The 14,207-nt window shown below is 54.6% G+C and carries 28 protein-coding genes and 1 pseudogene; all 29 read left to right on the forward strand.

Going from position 1 to position 14,207, the window contains the following annotated elements:
• Positions 1-143: pseudogene (locus QMX91_RS10925) on the forward strand (elongation factor Tu); the annotation flags it as partial.
• 158 nt (positions 144-301) lie between these two features.
• Positions 302-613, forward strand: coding sequence for a 30S ribosomal protein S10 (gene rpsJ, locus QMX91_RS10930; RefSeq protein WP_003186070.1), 312 nt, complete (start codon positions 302-304; stop codon positions 611-613).
• An 80-nt stretch (positions 614-693) separates the two neighbouring features.
• Positions 694-1,329 (forward strand): 50S ribosomal protein L3, encoded by a 636-nt coding sequence (gene rplC, locus QMX91_RS10935; protein WP_003228738.1) that lies wholly within the window; start codon positions 694-696, stop codon positions 1,327-1,329.
• A 12-nt stretch (positions 1,330-1,341) separates the two neighbouring features.
• Entirely contained in the window at positions 1,342-1,944 is a 603-nt protein-coding gene (gene rplD / locus QMX91_RS10940) for a 50S ribosomal protein L4 (RefSeq protein ID WP_003228735.1), read from the forward strand.
• On the forward strand, positions 1,941-2,240 hold the full coding sequence (gene rplW, locus QMX91_RS10945; RefSeq protein ID WP_002555488.1) for a 50S ribosomal protein L23: 300 nt from the start codon (positions 1,941-1,943) through the stop codon (positions 2,238-2,240). The genes rplD and rplW overlap by 4 nt, the downstream gene beginning before the upstream one ends.
• Before the next feature lie 14 nt (positions 2,241-2,254).
• Positions 2,255-3,079, forward strand: coding sequence for a 50S ribosomal protein L2 (gene rplB, locus QMX91_RS10950; protein ID WP_003228734.1), 825 nt, complete (start codon positions 2,255-2,257; stop codon positions 3,077-3,079).
• A 16-nt stretch (positions 3,080-3,095) separates the two neighbouring features.
• Positions 3,096-3,371, forward strand: a complete 276-nt coding sequence (gene rpsS, locus QMX91_RS10955) for a 30S ribosomal protein S19 (protein WP_003228731.1) — start codon at positions 3,096-3,098, stop codon at positions 3,369-3,371.
• Between the two features lie 11 nt (positions 3,372-3,382).
• Entirely contained in the window at positions 3,383-3,715 is a 333-nt protein-coding gene (gene rplV, locus QMX91_RS10960) for a 50S ribosomal protein L22 (RefSeq protein WP_003103908.1), read from the forward strand.
• 13 nt (positions 3,716-3,728) lie between these two features.
• Positions 3,729-4,415, forward strand: a complete 687-nt coding sequence (gene rpsC / locus QMX91_RS10965; protein WP_003176422.1) for a 30S ribosomal protein S3 — start codon at positions 3,729-3,731, stop codon at positions 4,413-4,415.
• A 12-nt stretch (positions 4,416-4,427) separates the two neighbouring features.
• Positions 4,428-4,841, forward strand: coding sequence for a 50S ribosomal protein L16 (gene rplP, locus QMX91_RS10970; protein ID WP_003228729.1), 414 nt, complete (start codon positions 4,428-4,430; stop codon positions 4,839-4,841).
• On the forward strand, positions 4,841-5,032 hold the full coding sequence (rpmC, locus tag QMX91_RS10975; RefSeq protein WP_002555481.1) for a 50S ribosomal protein L29: 192 nt from the start codon (positions 4,841-4,843) through the stop codon (positions 5,030-5,032). Before rplP ends, rpmC begins: the two co-directional genes overlap by 1 nt.
• 2 nt (positions 5,033-5,034) lie before the next feature.
• On the forward strand, positions 5,035-5,301 hold the full coding sequence (rpsQ, locus tag QMX91_RS10980; RefSeq protein WP_003194644.1) for a 30S ribosomal protein S17: 267 nt from the start codon (positions 5,035-5,037) through the stop codon (positions 5,299-5,301).
• 23 nt (positions 5,302-5,324) lie between these two features.
• A complete protein-coding gene (rplN, locus tag QMX91_RS10985; RefSeq protein ID WP_002555479.1) occupies positions 5,325-5,693 on the forward strand; it encodes a 50S ribosomal protein L14 in 369 nt (122 codons plus the stop codon).
• Positions 5,694-5,704: 11 nt separating this feature from the next.
• Positions 5,705-6,019 carry a 50S ribosomal protein L24 gene (rplX, locus tag QMX91_RS10990; protein ID WP_003186046.1) on the forward strand — a complete coding sequence of 105 codons (315 nt, stop codon included), beginning with the start codon at positions 5,705-5,707 and terminating at the stop codon, positions 6,017-6,019.
• 20 nt (positions 6,020-6,039) lie between these two features.
• Positions 6,040-6,579: a 50S ribosomal protein L5 gene (rplE, locus tag QMX91_RS10995; protein ID WP_003210069.1), complete on the forward strand. Its 540-nt coding sequence runs from the start codon at positions 6,040-6,042 to the stop codon at positions 6,577-6,579.
• Positions 6,580-6,592: 13 nt separating this feature from the next.
• Complete coding sequence (gene rpsN / locus QMX91_RS11000) at positions 6,593-6,898, forward strand: 30S ribosomal protein S14 (RefSeq protein WP_003228726.1); 306 nt, start codon at positions 6,593-6,595, stop codon at positions 6,896-6,898.
• A 209-nt stretch (positions 6,899-7,107) separates the two neighbouring features.
• On the forward strand, positions 7,108-7,500 hold the full coding sequence (rpsH, locus tag QMX91_RS11005) for a 30S ribosomal protein S8 (RefSeq protein WP_007966178.1): 393 nt from the start codon (positions 7,108-7,110) through the stop codon (positions 7,498-7,500).
• Positions 7,501-7,512: 12 nt separating this feature from the next.
• Complete coding sequence (gene rplF / locus QMX91_RS11010; RefSeq protein WP_007966176.1) at positions 7,513-8,046, forward strand: 50S ribosomal protein L6; 534 nt, start codon at positions 7,513-7,515, stop codon at positions 8,044-8,046.
• A 10-nt stretch (positions 8,047-8,056) separates the two neighbouring features.
• Entirely contained in the window at positions 8,057-8,407 is a 351-nt protein-coding gene (rplR, locus tag QMX91_RS11015) for a 50S ribosomal protein L18 (RefSeq protein WP_003186037.1), read from the forward strand.
• A 3-nt stretch (positions 8,408-8,410) separates the two neighbouring features.
• Positions 8,411-8,911 carry a 30S ribosomal protein S5 gene (gene rpsE, locus QMX91_RS11020; RefSeq protein ID WP_003176409.1) on the forward strand — a complete coding sequence of 167 codons (501 nt, stop codon included), beginning with the start codon at positions 8,411-8,413 and terminating at the stop codon, positions 8,909-8,911.
• Positions 8,912-8,913: 2 nt separating this feature from the next.
• Positions 8,914-9,090: a 50S ribosomal protein L30 gene (gene rpmD, locus QMX91_RS11025; protein WP_003176408.1), complete on the forward strand. Its 177-nt coding sequence runs from the start codon at positions 8,914-8,916 to the stop codon at positions 9,088-9,090.
• A 3-nt stretch (positions 9,091-9,093) separates the two neighbouring features.
• Positions 9,094-9,531 carry a 50S ribosomal protein L15 gene (gene rplO / locus QMX91_RS11030; protein WP_003228720.1) on the forward strand — a complete coding sequence of 146 codons (438 nt, stop codon included), beginning with the start codon at positions 9,094-9,096 and terminating at the stop codon, positions 9,529-9,531.
• Complete coding sequence (secY, locus tag QMX91_RS11035) at positions 9,532-10,860, forward strand: preprotein translocase subunit SecY (protein ID WP_282412706.1); 1,329 nt, start codon at positions 9,532-9,534, stop codon at positions 10,858-10,860.
• A 27-nt stretch (positions 10,861-10,887) separates the two neighbouring features.
• Positions 10,888-11,004 carry a 50S ribosomal protein L36 gene (gene rpmJ / locus QMX91_RS11040; RefSeq protein ID WP_002555468.1) on the forward strand — a complete coding sequence of 39 codons (117 nt, stop codon included), beginning with the start codon at positions 10,888-10,890 and terminating at the stop codon, positions 11,002-11,004.
• A 130-nt stretch (positions 11,005-11,134) separates the two neighbouring features.
• A complete protein-coding gene (gene rpsM / locus QMX91_RS11045) occupies positions 11,135-11,491 on the forward strand; it encodes a 30S ribosomal protein S13 (RefSeq protein ID WP_008374135.1) in 357 nt (118 codons plus the stop codon).
• Positions 11,492-11,521: 30 nt separating this feature from the next.
• Positions 11,522-11,911: a 30S ribosomal protein S11 gene (gene rpsK / locus QMX91_RS11050; RefSeq protein WP_002555466.1), complete on the forward strand. Its 390-nt coding sequence runs from the start codon at positions 11,522-11,524 to the stop codon at positions 11,909-11,911.
• A gap of 18 nt (positions 11,912-11,929) precedes the next feature.
• A complete protein-coding gene (gene rpsD / locus QMX91_RS11055) occupies positions 11,930-12,550 on the forward strand; it encodes a 30S ribosomal protein S4 (RefSeq protein WP_003176404.1) in 621 nt (206 codons plus the stop codon).
• 22 nt (positions 12,551-12,572) lie between these two features.
• Entirely contained in the window at positions 12,573-13,574 is a 1,002-nt protein-coding gene (gene rpoA / locus QMX91_RS11060; RefSeq protein WP_003186012.1) for a DNA-directed RNA polymerase subunit alpha, read from the forward strand.
• 42 nt (positions 13,575-13,616) lie between these two features.
• Positions 13,617-14,003: a 50S ribosomal protein L17 gene (rplQ, locus tag QMX91_RS11065; protein WP_003176402.1), complete on the forward strand. Its 387-nt coding sequence runs from the start codon at positions 13,617-13,619 to the stop codon at positions 14,001-14,003.
• Positions 14,004-14,207: the final 204 nt, after the last annotated feature.

Genomic DNA, 14,207 nt, shown 5'->3' on the forward strand with positions numbered 1-14,207 from the left:
TTGAAATGGTAATGCCAGGTGACAACATTCAGATGACTGTTACCCTGATCAAAACCATCGCGATGGAAGATGGTCTGCGTTTCGCTATCCGTGAAGGCGGTCGTACCGTCGGCGCTGGCGTCGTAGCCAAAATCATCGAGTAATTCTCTTTTATAGAGTCTGCTTGATGAATTGAAAAAGCCCCCGCTCAGCGGGGGCTTTTTTATTGGGTTGACACCTATCTGGGGCGTCTATAGAATTGCGCCTCCTTTTAACGGGCGTATTGCGCCCGGTGGGAATAGCAGCCGGAGTCTGAAATCCAATGCAAAATCAGCAAATCCGTATCAGGTTGAAGGCTTTCGACCATCGCCTGATCGACCAATCAACCCAGGAAATCGTGGAAACCGCGAAACGTACTGGTGCTCAAGTGCGTGGTCCAATTCCACTGCCTACCCGTAAAGAGCGGTTCACCGTTCTGGTTTCCCCGCACGTCAACAAAGACGCGCGTGACCAGTACGAAATCCGCACTCATAAGCGCGTTCTGGACATCGTCCAGCCAACGGATAAAACCGTTGATGCTCTTATGAAGCTTGATCTTGCGGCCGGTGTGGAAGTGCAGATCAGCCTCGGCTAAGACTCGGTCTTGGTCGTGTAACGCTCTGAAATGGGCGGCCATAGCGGGTGAAAGCCCCGTACACTCATGAGGTTTACAACATGACTATTGGTGTAGTCGGTCGTAAATGCGGTATGACCCGTATTTTCACCGAAGAAGGTGTCTCCATTCCGGTCACGGTCATTGAGATCGAGCCGAATCGCGTCACCCAGTTCAAAACTGAAGAGACCGATGGCTATCGTGCAGTGCAAGTCACTGTCGGCGAGCGTCGTGCTTCGCGTGTAACAGCAGCTCAAGCTGGTCACTTCGCTAAAGCGAACGTTGCCGCTGGTCGTACCACCATGGAATTCCGTCTTGAAGAAGGCGAGTACCAGGCTGGCGATCTGATCAACGCTGAAATCTTCGCCGCTGGTCAACTGGTTGATGTAACCGGTCAGTCCAAGGGTAAAGGCTTCCAGGGTACGATCAAGCGTTGGAATTTCCGCGGGCAAGATAACACCCACGGTAACTCCGTATCCCACCGCGTCCCAGGCTCTATCGGCCAGTGCCAGACTCCTGGTCGTGTATTCAAGGGCAAAAAAATGTCCGGTCATATGGGCGCTGAGCGCGTGACCGTGCAGTCCCTGGAAGTAGTGCGCGTGGACGCTGAACGCAATCTGTTGTTGGTCAAGGGCGCTGTTCCTGGCGCTACTGGCGGCAACCTGGTTGTACGTCCAGCAGCCAAGGCTCGCGGTTAAGGGGAAGCTGACATGCAATTAAATGTAAATGACGCTCAAGCGATCGAAGTTTCCGAACTGACATTTGGCGGCGAGTTCAACGAGACGCTGGTTCACCAAGCAGTCGTGGCCTACATGGCCGGCGGCCGTCAAGGTAGCAAGCAGCAAAAGACCCGTTCCGACGTTCGTGGTGGCGGTAAGCGCCCATGGCGTCAGAAAGGTACTGGCCGTGCTCGTGCCGGTACTATCCGTAGCCCAATCTGGCGTGGCGGCGGTACCACTTTCGCAGCTCGTCCACAGGATCACTCCCAGAAGCTGAACAAGAAGATGTATCGCGCAGCAATGCGTTCCATCCTTGCTGAGCTGGTGCGTACTGATCGTCTGGTCGTGGTTCAGGATTTCGCTGTTGAAACTCCGAAAACCAAAGATCTGCTGGGCAAGCTGAACAACATGAGCCTGACCGATGTTCTCATCGTGTCGGACGCTGTTGATCAGAACCTGTACCTGGCTGCTCGTAACCTGCCACACGTAGATGTACGTGACGTGCAAGGTTCCGATCCAGTTAGTCTGATCGCATACGACAAGGTGTTGATCACCGTGTCGGCCGTGAAGAAATTCGAGGAGCTGCTGGGATGAACCAGGAACGCGTATTTAAAGTTCTGCTTGGCCCGCACGTTTCCGAGAAGGCTACGGTTCTGGCAGACAAGAAAGGCCAGTTCGTTTTCAAGGTTGCTACTGATGCAACCAAGCTGGAAATCAAGAAGGCCGTCGAAAGCCTGTTCAGCGTGAAAGTAGAGCGCGTCACTACCCTGAACGTTCTGGGTAAGAGCAAGCGCACTGCTCGCGGTCTGGGCAAGCGTAATGACTGGAAGAAGGCAGTTATCTCCCTTCAGCCAGGCCAAGATCTCGATTTCAGCAGCAGTGCTGAGTAAGGAAGGGGTGCATCATGGCAATCGTTAAATGCAAACCGACTTCCCCTGGCCGCCGTTTTGTGGTCAAGGTGGTCAACCAGGAGCTGCATAAAGGCGCTCCTCACGCACCGCTGCTCGAGAAAAAATCGAAGACTGGTGGTCGTAACAACAATGGCCGTATTACCACTCGTCACATCGGTGGTGGTCATAAGCAGCATTACCGTATGGTCGATTTCCGTCGCAACGACAAAGATGGCATCGTCGCCACTGTCGAGCGTATCGAATACGATCCAAACCGTACTGCTCACATCGCACTGCTCTGCTACGCAGACGGCGAGCGTCGCTACATCATCGCCCCTAAAGGCGTGAGTGCTGGCGACCAACTGATCGCAGGCGCTCTGGCTCCAATCAAGCCAGGCAACGCTCTGCAACTGCGCAACATTCCAGTCGGTTCTACCGTACACGGCATCGAACTGAAGCCAGGTAAAGGCGCGCAGATCGCTCGTTCCGCTGGTGCTTCGGCTCAGCTGATCGCTCGTGAAGGCGTGTACGTTACCCTGCGTCTGCGTTCCGGTGAAATGCGTAAAGTCCTGGCTGAATGCCGTGCGACCCTGGGCGAAGTCTCGAACTCCGAGCACAGCCTGCGTTCGCTGGGTAAAGCTGGTGCCAAACGCTGGCGTGGCGTTCGCCCAACCGTTCGTGGTGTTGCCATGAACCCGGTTGACCACCCACATGGTGGTGGTGAAGGTCGTACCTCTGGTGGTCGTCATCCGGTATCGCCATGGGGCTTCCCGACTAAGGGCGCGAAGACTCGTGGTAATAAGCGTACCGACAAAATGATCGTCCGTCGTCGCAAGTAAATAGAGGGATACGACAGTGCCACGTTCTCTGAAAAAAGGTCCTTTTATTGATCTTCACCTACTGAAGAAGATCGAAGTGGCGGCGGAAAAGAACGATCGCAAACCAATTAAGACTTGGTCGCGTCGTTCGATGATCCTGCCACAAATGGTCGGTCTGACCATCGCAGTACACAACGGCCGTCAGCACGTCCCAGTTCTCGTGAACGAAGACATGGTTGGCCATAAACTGGGCGAGTTCGCCGGTACCCGCACTTATCGTGGGCACGTGGCTGACAAGAAAGCCAAGCGTTAAGGGGTAAGGAAATGGAAGTAGCCGCTAAGTTGTCGGGCGCTCGAATCTCCGCCCAGAAAGCCCGCTTGGTCGCCGACCAGATCCGCGGGAAGAAGGTGGGCGAAGCGCTCAACCTGTTGGCTTTCAGCAGTAAGAAAGCCGCCGAGATCATGAAGAAAGTGCTGGAGTCGGCCGTAGCCAACGCCGAGCATAACGAAGGCGCAGACGTTGATGACCTGAAGGTCAGCACCGTTTTCGTCAACGAAGGGCGTTCGCTGAAGCGCATCATGCCACGTGCCAAAGGCCGTGCTGATCGCATCGTCAAGCGGTCTTGCCATATCACTGTCAAGGTTGCTGACAAGTAACGGAGTCGAAGAGATGGGTCAGAAAGTACATCCCATTGGCATTCGCCTGGGAATCGTCAAGGAGCACACCTCCGTCTGGTACGCAGACGGTCGGACTTATGCGGACTACTTGTTCGCAGATCTGAAAGTGCGTGAGTATCTCCAAGACAAACTAAAAAGCGCGTCCGTAAGCCGTATCGATATCCATCGTCCGGCCCAAACTGCACGCATCACCATCCACACCGCTCGTCCAGGTATCGTTATCGGGAAGAAAGGTGAAGATGTTGAGAAACTGCGTCAGGACCTGACCAAGCAAATGGGTGTGCCTGTGCACATCAATATCGAAGAGATCCGCAAGCCGGAGCTCGACGGTATGCTGGTTGCGCAGAGCGTAGCTCAGCAGCTGGAGCGTCGTGTAATGTTCCGTCGCGCTATGAAGCGCGCAGTACAGAACGCCATGCGCATTGGTGCCAAAGGCATCAAAATCCAAGTGAGCGGTCGTCTCGGCGGTGCTGAAATCGCACGTACTGAATGGTATCGCGAAGGTCGTGTGCCACTGCACACCCTGCGTGCCGACATCGACTATGCCAACTACGAAGCTCACACCACCTACGGTGTGATCGGTGTAAAGGTTTGGATCTTCAAGGGCGAAGTAATTGGTGGTCGCCAAGAAGAGCTGAAACCACAAGCACCAGCGCCTCGTAAAAAAGCTGCTAAGTAAGGGGTACGCCAAATGTTGCAACCAAAGCGTACGAAGTTCCGCAAGCAGATGACCGGCCACAACCGTGGTCTGGCACTGCGCGGTAGCAAAGTCAGCTTCGGCGAGTTCGCGCTGAAGTCTGTTGCTCGTGGTCGTCTCACCGCTCGTCAGATCGAGTCAGCGCGTCGTGCTCTGACCCGTCACGTAAAACGTGGTGGCAAGATCTGGATCCGTGTATTCCCGGACAAGCCGATCTCCAAGAAACCTCTCGAGGTTCGTATGGGTAAAGGTAAGGGTAACGTGGAGTACTGGGTTGCCCAGATTCAGCCAGGCAAAGTCCTGTATGAAATCGAGGGTGTTTCTGAAGAGCTGGCGCGTGAGGCTTTCGCCCTGGCTGCTGCAAAGCTGCCGCTCGCCACCTCCTTTGTTAAACGGACGGTGATGTGATGAAAGCGAATGAACTTCGTGAAAAATCCGCACAGCAGCTGAACGAGCAACTGCTCGGCTTGCTGCGCGACCAGTTCAATCTGCGTATGCAGAAAGCAACTGGCCAGTTGGGGCAGTCTCATCTGCTCTCGCAAGTTAAGCGTGACATCGCTCGCGTGAAGACTGTGCTCAACCAGCAGGCAGGTAAGTGATCATGGCTGAAGCCGAAAAAACTGTCCGTACGCTGACTGGCCGTGTTGTCAGCGACAAGATGGACAAAACCATCACCGTTCTGATCGAGCGTCGCGTTAAGCACCCGATCTACGGTAAATACGTTAAGCGTTCGACTAAGCTGCACGCGCACGACGAAACCAATCAGTGCCACATCGGCGACAAAGTCACTATTCGTGAAACTCGTCCGATGGCCAAGACCAAGTCTTGGGCGCTGGTTGATGTTCTCGAACGCGCTGTGGAAGTCTAAGGGCTAGGGGTCGGAGAAATTATATGATTCAGACTCAATCCATGCTCGATGTGGCCGATAACAGCGGCGCTCGCCGCGTTATGTGCATCAAGGTGCTGGGTGGCTCCCATCGTCGTTACGCTGGTATCGGTGACATCATCAAAGTTACCGTCAAGGAAGCAATTCCTCGCGGTAAAGTGAAAAAAGGCCAAGTGATGACTGCTGTTGTAGTCCGCACTCGTCACGGCGTACGTCGTGCTGATGGCTCCATTATCCGCTTTGATGGCAACGCTGCTGTTCTTCTGAACAACAAGCAAGAGCCGATCGGCACCCGTATCTTTGGGCCAGTGACCCGTGAACTTCGTACTGAGAAGTTCATGAAGATCGTCTCGCTCGCCCCAGAAGTGCTGTAAGGAGATCCGACATGCAAAAGATTCGTCGTGACGACGAGATCATCGTGATCGCCGGCAAAGACAAAGGTAAGCGCGGTAAGGTGCTGAAGGTTCTTGCTGACAACCGTCTGGTTGTTGGTGGTCTGAACCTGGTCAAGCGTCATACCAAGCCTAACCCGATGTCGGGCGTACAGGGCGGTATCGTCGAGAAAGAAGCGCCACTGCACGCTTCCAACGTCGCCATCTTCAACGGCGAAACCAACAAGGCTGACCGCGTTGGTTTCAAAGTAGAAGACGGTAAGAAAATTCGTGTCTTCAAGTCGACCCAAAAAGCGGTTGATGCTTGAACACTGCTAGGTAGAAGACCATGGCACGACTAAAAGAGATTTACCGGAAGGAAATCGCTCCGAAACTTAAGGAAGAACTTAAGCTTTCGAACGTGATGGAAGTTCCGCGCGTTACCAAAATCACCCTGAACATGGGTCTGGGCGAAGCGATCGGCGACAAAAAAGTCATCGAGCACGCTGTTGCTGACCTGGAAAAGATCACCGGCCAAAAAGTCGTTGTGACCTACGCTCGTAAATCCATCGCTGGCTTTAAAGTCCGTGAAGGATGGCCGATCGGCGTCAAAGTGACTCTGCGCCGTGAGCGTATGTACGAGTTCCTGGATCGTCTGCTGTCGATCTCCCTGCCTCGGGTTCGCGACTTCCGCGGCCTGAATGCCAAGTCCTTCGATGGTCGTGGCAACTACAGCATGGGCGTGAAAGAGCAGATCATTTTCCCGGAAATCGACTACGACAAGATCGATGCTCTCCGCGGTCTGGACATTACCCTGACCACCACTGCCAAGAACGATGATGAAGGCCGCGCTCTGCTGCGTGCTTTCAAATTCCCGTTCCGCAACTGATTGGAGTAGGAAAATGGCCAAGAAGAGCATGAAAAACCGTGAGCTGAAGCGTCAGCTCACTGTTGCCAAGTACGCCACCAAGCGTGCAGCGCTGAAAGCTATCATCGTTGATCTGAACGCAAGTCCAGAAGCGCGTTGGGAAGCTACCGTAGCTCTGCAGAAGCAACCACGTGACGCAAGCGCTTCGCGCATGCGTAACCGTTGCCGCCTGACTGGTCGTCCGCACGGCGTTTACCGCAAGTTCGGCCTGGGCCGTAACAAACTGCGTGAAGCGGCAATGCGTGGTGACGTTCCAGGTCTGGTTAAAGCCAGCTGGTAATCGCTGTCAAAGCCTTGATGGTCGGGTTCGCAAGAACCTGACCATCGGTGGCCTTGAATCTGAATCAAGCCCCTTTTGGGGCTTGATTCATTTCTGGGGTGTGTCTAGAATGACCGGCTCGCCTGAGCCCGTGTTTTTCATGCCCGGAGTTTCTCGGCGACATGTAGTAGCCGCAAGGCTAATTTTTCTGTATTAGGAGCGTCTAGCCCATGAGTATGCAGGACCCGTTAGCGGACATGCTAACTCGAATCCGTAATGCCCAGATGGCTGAAAAGTCTGTCGTAAGCATGCCGTCTTCCACGTTGAAGGTGGCTGTAGCAAAAGTCCTGAAGGACGAAGGTTACATCGCGGATTTTCAGATCACCACCGACGCTAAGCCGTCGCTGTCCATCTCGCTGAAATACTTCGAAGGCCGTCCGGTCATCGAGGAAGTGAAGCGCGTTAGTCGTCCAGGCCTGCGTCAGTACAAGTCCGTTGAAGATCTGCCGAAGGTTCGTGGCGGTCTTGGCGTGTCTATCGTCTCCACCAACAAAGGTGTGATGACGGATCGTGCTGCGCGCGCTGCCGGTGTCGGCGGCGAAGTTCTTTGCACTGTGTTCTAAGGGGGGATAAGCATGTCTCGCGTCGCTAAGAACCCCGTTAAGCTGCCAGCCGGTGTCGAAGTAAAATTCGCAGGCCAACAGCTTTCGGTGAAGGGTGCCAAGGGTACTCTTGAACTGAACATCCATTCGTCCGTTGAGATCGTTGAAGAAGCCGGTGAGCTGCGTTTCGCTGCTCGCAATGGCGATCAACAGACTCGCGCAATGGCCGGTACCACGCGTGCGTTGGTAAACAACATGGTCCAAGGCGTAAGCCAAGGCTTCGAGCGCAAGCTCCAGCTGGTCGGTGTTGGTTACAAAGCGCAAGCAAAAGGTCAGGTGCTGAACCTGGCTCTTGGCTTCTCGCACCCAGTGGATTACGAACTGCCGCAAGGCATCACCGCTGAGACTCCTAGCCAGACCGATATCCTGATCAAGGGCATCGATAAACAGCTGGTAGGTCAAGTGGCCGCTGAGATCCGCGACTTCCGTCCACCAGAGCCGTACAAAGGCAAAGGTGTGCGCTACGCGGACGAAGTCGTCCGTCGTAAAGAAGCCAAGAAGAAGTAGGGCATAGCAAATGACCGACAAAAAAGTTACTCGACTGCGTCGCGCTCGCAAAGCACGCCTGAAAATGCACGAACTCGAAGTCGTGCGTCTCTGCGTGTTCCGCTCGTCGCAGCACATCTACGCCCAGGTCATCTCGGCCGACGGCAACAAAGTCCTGGCAAGCGCCTCGACTTTGGATAAAGAACTGCGTGATGGCGCCACTGGCAACATCGACGCGGCCACAAAGGTTGGCCAGCTGGTCGCTACGCGTGCTAAGGCCGCTGGCGTCTCGCAAGTGGCTTTCGACCGCTCTGGCTTCAAGTACCATGGCCGCGTTAAAGCGCTGGCTGATGCTGCTCGTGAAGCTGGGCTGGAGTTCTAAGTTATGTCAAATAACGACCAAAAGCGCGACGAAGGCTACATTGAGAAGCTGGTTCAAGTTAACCGCGTAGCCAAAACCGTTAAAGGCGGCCGTATCTTCACTTTCACCGCGTTGACCGTGGTTGGTGATGGTAAAGGGCGTGTTGGCTTCGGCCGTGGCAAGTCGCGTGAAGTGCCTGCTGCGATCCAGAAGGCAATGGAAGCTGCTCGCCGCAACATGATTCAAGTTGACCTGAACGGCACTACCCTGCAGTACGCAATGAAGTCCGCTCACGGCGCTTCGAAGGTGTACATGCAGCCTGCTTCTGAAGGTACCGGTATCATCGCTGGCGGCGCTATGCGTGCTGTCCTCGAAGTTGCTGGCGTTCAGAACGTTCTGGCCAAGTGCTACGGCTCGACTAACCCGGTAAACGTGGTTCACGCCACTTTCAAAGGTCTGAAAGCCATGCAATCTCCTGAGTCCATCGCTGCCAAGCGTGGTCTGACTGTCAAGGAGATCTTCTGATCATGGCTACCGTTAAAGTTACGCTGATCAAAAGCATGACCGGCCGCATCCCTAACCACAAACTGTGCGTTAAGGGTCTGGGTCTGCGTCGCATCGGTCACACTGTAGAAGTCCAGGATACTCCCGAGAATCGCGGGATGATCAACAAGGCTTACTACATGCTGCGTGTCGAGGGTTAATCGATGAAACTCAATGATCTGAGTCCAGCGCCGGGTTCCCGTCGCGAAAAGCATCGTCCGGGCCGTGGTATCGGTAGCGGTTTGGGTAAGACTGGTGGCCGTGGCCACAAAGGTCAAACCTCCCGCTCCGGTGGCACTATTGCTCCAGGCTTTGAAGGCGGTCAACAGCCGCTGCATCGTCGCCTGCCGAAGTTCGGTTTCGTTTCCCTGAAAGCCATGGACCGCGCAGAAGTGCGTCTGTCCGAGCTGGCCAAAGTGGAAGGCGACATCGTCACCGTGCAGTCCCTGAAAGATGCCAACGTGATCAACGTCAACGTACAGCGTGTGAAAATCATGCTGTCCGGTGAAGTGACTCGCGCTGTCACTATCGGCAAGGGAATCGGCGCCACCAAAGGTGCGCGTGCGGCTATCGAAGCAGCTGGCGGCAAGTTCGAGGAATAAATGGCTAAGCAAGGTGCTCTCTCTGCGCTCGGCAAAGGCGGTATGTCTGAACTCTGGGCTCGTCTGCGTTTTCTGTTCCTGGCGATTATCGTCTACCGAATAGGCGCACACATCCCGGTTCCAGGTATCAACCCGGACCGACTCGCAGACCTGTTTCGACAGAATGAGGGGACCATTCTTAGCTTGTTCAACATGTTCTCCGGCGGCGCGCTGGAACGGATGAGCATCTTTGCACTGGGGATCATGCCGTACATTTCGGCATCGATCATCATGCAATTGATGACCGCCGTCAGCCCGCAGCTGGAGCAGTTGAAGAAGGAAGGTGAATCTGGCCGTCGCAAGATCAGCCAGTACACCCGCTACGGCACCGTCGTCCTCGCTCTCGTTCAGGCTATTGGCATGTCCATTGGTCTGGCGGGGCAGGGCGTTGCGTTCACTGGTGACTTTGGCTTCCATTTCGTCGCGGTATCCACTTTTGTGGCTGGTGCGATGTTCATGATGTGGCTGGGTGAGCAGATTACTGAGCGTGGTGTAGGCAACGGTATCTCGATGTTGATTTTTTCGGGTATCGTCGCCGGTCTTCCGAGAGCAATCGGGCAGTCTTTCGAGTCTGCGCGTCAGGGTGATATCAATATCTTCGCCTTGGTTGCCATCGGTTTGCTGGCAGTAGCGATTATCGGTTTCGTGGTGTTCATTGAGCGTGGCCAGCGTCGTATCGCTGTTCACTACGCCAAGCGTCAGCAGGGCCGCAAGGTTTTTGCTGCGCAGACAAGCCACTTGCCGCTGAAGGTGAACATGGCCGGTGTTATTCCGGCTATTTTCGCGAGCAGCATTTTGCTGTTCCCGGCTTCGTTGGGTGCCTGGTTTGGTCAGTCTGAAGGTATGGGCTGGTTGCAGGACATCTCGCAGTCGATCGCTCCTGGTCAGCCGTTGAATATTCTGCTGTTTAGTGCAGGGATTATTTTCTTCTGCTTCTTCTATACGGCGTTGATGTTCAATCCGAAAGACGTAGCGGAAAACCTGAAGAAGTCCGGTGCCTTTATTCCGGGCATCCGTCCAGGTGAGCAGTCTGCACGCTATATTGATGGCGTTCTGACTCGCTTGACCATGTTCGGTGCTCTTTACATGACGGCCGTGTGCCTGTTGCCCCAATTCCTGGTGGTTGCAGCAAACGTTCCGTTCTACCTTGGCGGGACCTCGTTGCTGATCGTGGTCGTGGTTGTGATGGACTTCATGTCCCAAGTACAATCGCACCTCGTTTCGCACCAGTACGAATCCCTGATGAAGAAAGCCAACCTGAAGGGTTACGGCAGCGGCATGTTGCGCTGAGTACCCATAAGGTTCGAGGAGTTGGTGATGAAAGTTCGTGCATCGGTGAAAAAGCTGTGCCGTAACTGCAAGATTATTCGCCGCGAAGGTGTTGTTCGAGTAATTTGCAGCGCGGAACCGCGTCACAAACAGCGCCAAGGCTGAGTGTGATTGTGCTTCAAGCCCGGCAGCTAGTGCGCTGCCGGGTTGATTATTTGTTATTACAGCGATATTATCTCGCGCCCTATTTCTTGGCTTCCGGGGCGTAGGTAGCTGTCAATTGGAGTCCCACTGAATGGCCCGTATTGCAGGCGTTAACATTCCAGATAACAAGCATACTGTTATCTCGCTGACCTACATCTATGGTGTCGGTCGCACTACTGCGCAGAAAATCTGTGCAGACACTGGGGTAAACCCAGCAGCAAAGATCAAAGATCTGAGCGACGAGCAAATTGAACAGCTGCGTGGCGAAGTGGCGAAGTTCACCACTGAAGGTGACCTGCGTCGCGAAATCAACATGAAAATCAAGCGCTTGATGGACCTCGGTTGCTATCGCGGTCTGCGTCATCGTCGCGGTCTTCCAGTACGCGGTCAGCGTACCAAGACCAACGCGCGTACCCGTAAAGGTCCGCGTAAGCCGATCCGCAAGTAATCGCCCCAGCGAATCGACAGGAATTTAATCATGGCAAAACCTGCTGCTCGTCCTCGTAAAAAAGTTAAAAAGACAGTGGTTGATGGCATCGCCCACATCCATGCTTCTTTTAACAACACCATCGTGACCATTACCGACCGTCAAGGTAACGCTCTTTCCTGGGCTACCTCCGGTGGTTCGGGTTTCCGCGGTTCCCGCAAGTCCACCCCGTTCGCTGCTCAAGTAGCTGCTGAGCGTGCTGGTCAAGCTGCGCTGGAATACGGCCTGAAAAACCTCGACGTTAACGTCAAGGGTCCAGGTCCAGGTCGTGAATCCGCAGTCCGCGCTTTGAACGGCTGTGGCTACAAGATCGCCAGCATCACCGACGTGACGCCAATCCCGCACAACGGGTGCCGTCCGCCGAAGAAGCGCCGCGTGTAATCCAGGAGATTGTAAAGAATGGCTCGTTACATTGGTCCAAAATGCAAACTCGCTCGTCGCGAAGGCACCGATCTCTTCCTGAAGAGCGGCGTGCGCGCGATCGAATCGAAGTGCAACATTGAAGCAGCACCTGGTATCCACGGCCAACGCCGCGGTCGCCAGTCCGACTACGGCACCCAACTGCGTGAAAAGCAGAAGGTCCGTCGTATCTACGGCGTTCTCGAGCGTCAGTTCAGCGGCTACTACAAAGAAGCTGCTGGCAAGAAAGGTGCAACCGGTGAAAACCTGCTGCAACTGCTCGAATGCCGTCTGGACAACGTTGTATACCGTATGGGCTTTGGTTCGACTCGTGCCGAATCCCGTCAGCTGGTATCGCACAAGTCGATCAGCGTTAACGGTCAGACCGTAAACGTTCCGTCGTATCAGGTTCGTGCTGGTGACGTGGTCGCAGTTCGCGAGAAAGCAAAAAACCAACTTCGCATTGTCCAAGCTCTCGATCTGTGTGCCCAACGTGGCCGCGTAGAATGGGTAGAAGTAGACACTGAGAAGAAGTCGGGCGTTTTCAAGAACGTTCCTGCTCGCAGTGATCTGTCCGCCGACATCAACGAAAGCCTGATTGTCGAGCTCTACTCCAAGTAAGGGCTAGAAAATAGGTGCATCCATGCAGATTTCGGTAAATGAGTTCCTGACACCCCGCCACATTGATGTGCAGGTTGTCAGTCCAACCCGCGCCAAGATCACTCTCGAGCCTCTCGAGCGTGGTTTTGGCCACACCCTGGGCAACGCGCTGCGCCGCATCCTGTTGTCCTCAATGCCCGGCTGCGCAGTAGTCGAGGCCGAGATTGACGGTGTGCTCCACGAGTACAGCGCCATCGAAGGTGTACAGGAAGACGTAATTGAAATCCTGTTGAACCTTAAAGGTCTGGCCATCAAGCTGCACGGTCGTGACGAAGTTACGCTGACCTTGTCGAAGAAGGGTTCGGGGGTGGTTACCGCTGCCGATATTCAGCTGGATCATGATGTCGAGATCGTTAACCCCGATCACGTAATCGCTAACCTGGCGTCTAACGGCGCCCTGAACATGAAGCTCACCGTAGCTCGTGGTCGTGGTTATGAACCAGCCGACTCGCGTCAGAGCGATGAAGACGAAAGCCGCAGCATTGGTCGCTTGCAGCTCGACTCTTCGTTCAGCCCGGTTCGCCGTATCGCATACGTGGTGGAAAACGCCCGTGTCGAGCAGCGTACCAACCTGGACAAGCTGGTTATTGATCTGGAAACCAACGGTACTCTGGATCCTGAAGAGGCTATCCGCCGCGCTGCAACCATCCTGCAACAGCAGTTGGCTGCGTTCGTCGACCTCAAAGGTGACAGTGAGCCAGTGGTTGTCGAGCAGGAAGACGAGATCGATCCGATCCTGCTTCGCCCGGTTGACGATCTGGAACTGACTGTACGTTCGGCTAACTGCCTTAAGGCGGAAAACATCTACTACATCGGCGACCTGATTCAGCGTACCGAAGTAGAGCTGTTGAAGACTCCGAACCTGGGCAAGAAATCCTTGACTGAAATCAAGGACGTTCTGGCCTCCCGCGGTCTGTCCCTCGGCATGCGCCTCGACAACTGGCCGCCTGCAAGTCTTAAGAAGGACGACAAGGCGACTGCCTGATCGTCGTAATCACCGAACGTAGTGTTTGGTAAGGAATGAACCATGCGTCATCGTAAAAGTGGGCGTCACCTGAGCCGCACCAGCTCGCACCGCAAGGCCATGTTCCAGAACATGGCGGTGTCGTTGTTCGAGCACGAGCTGATCAAGACTACTCTGCCAAAAGCCAAAGAACTGCGCCGCGTTGCCGAGCCGCTGATCACTCTGGCCAAGACAGACAGCCTGGCTAACCGCCGTCTGGCTTTCGACCGTACTCGTTCGAAAGCTATCGTTGGTAAGCTCTTCAACGACCTGGGCAAGCGTTACGCTACCCGTGAGGGTGGCTACCTGCGCATCCTCAAGTGCGGCTTCCGCGCTGGCGACAACGCGCCTATGGCGTACGTCGAGTTGGTTGATCGTGCTACTGCTGGCGAAGCTGTATCCGCCGAGTAAGACGTCAGTCTGAAACGAAAAACCGGGCCTAGTGCCCGGTTTTTTGTGCCCGCAAGAAATGCGCTGTTCGTACAAGCTTCTGACATTGTTGTGTTGCCACTATGTGCAGGGAAACATAATTAGTAATTATCTATCGATGACTGCAAGTTAATGAATTTGTAGGTGTCTCATCGATGATCAATACTTCCCAGCAAGCCGATTAGC

The organism is Pseudomonas sp. PS01299, assembly GCF_029960145.1.
GTDB classification, from domain to species: Bacteria; Pseudomonadota; Gammaproteobacteria; order Pseudomonadales; family Pseudomonadaceae; genus Aquipseudomonas; species Aquipseudomonas putida_A.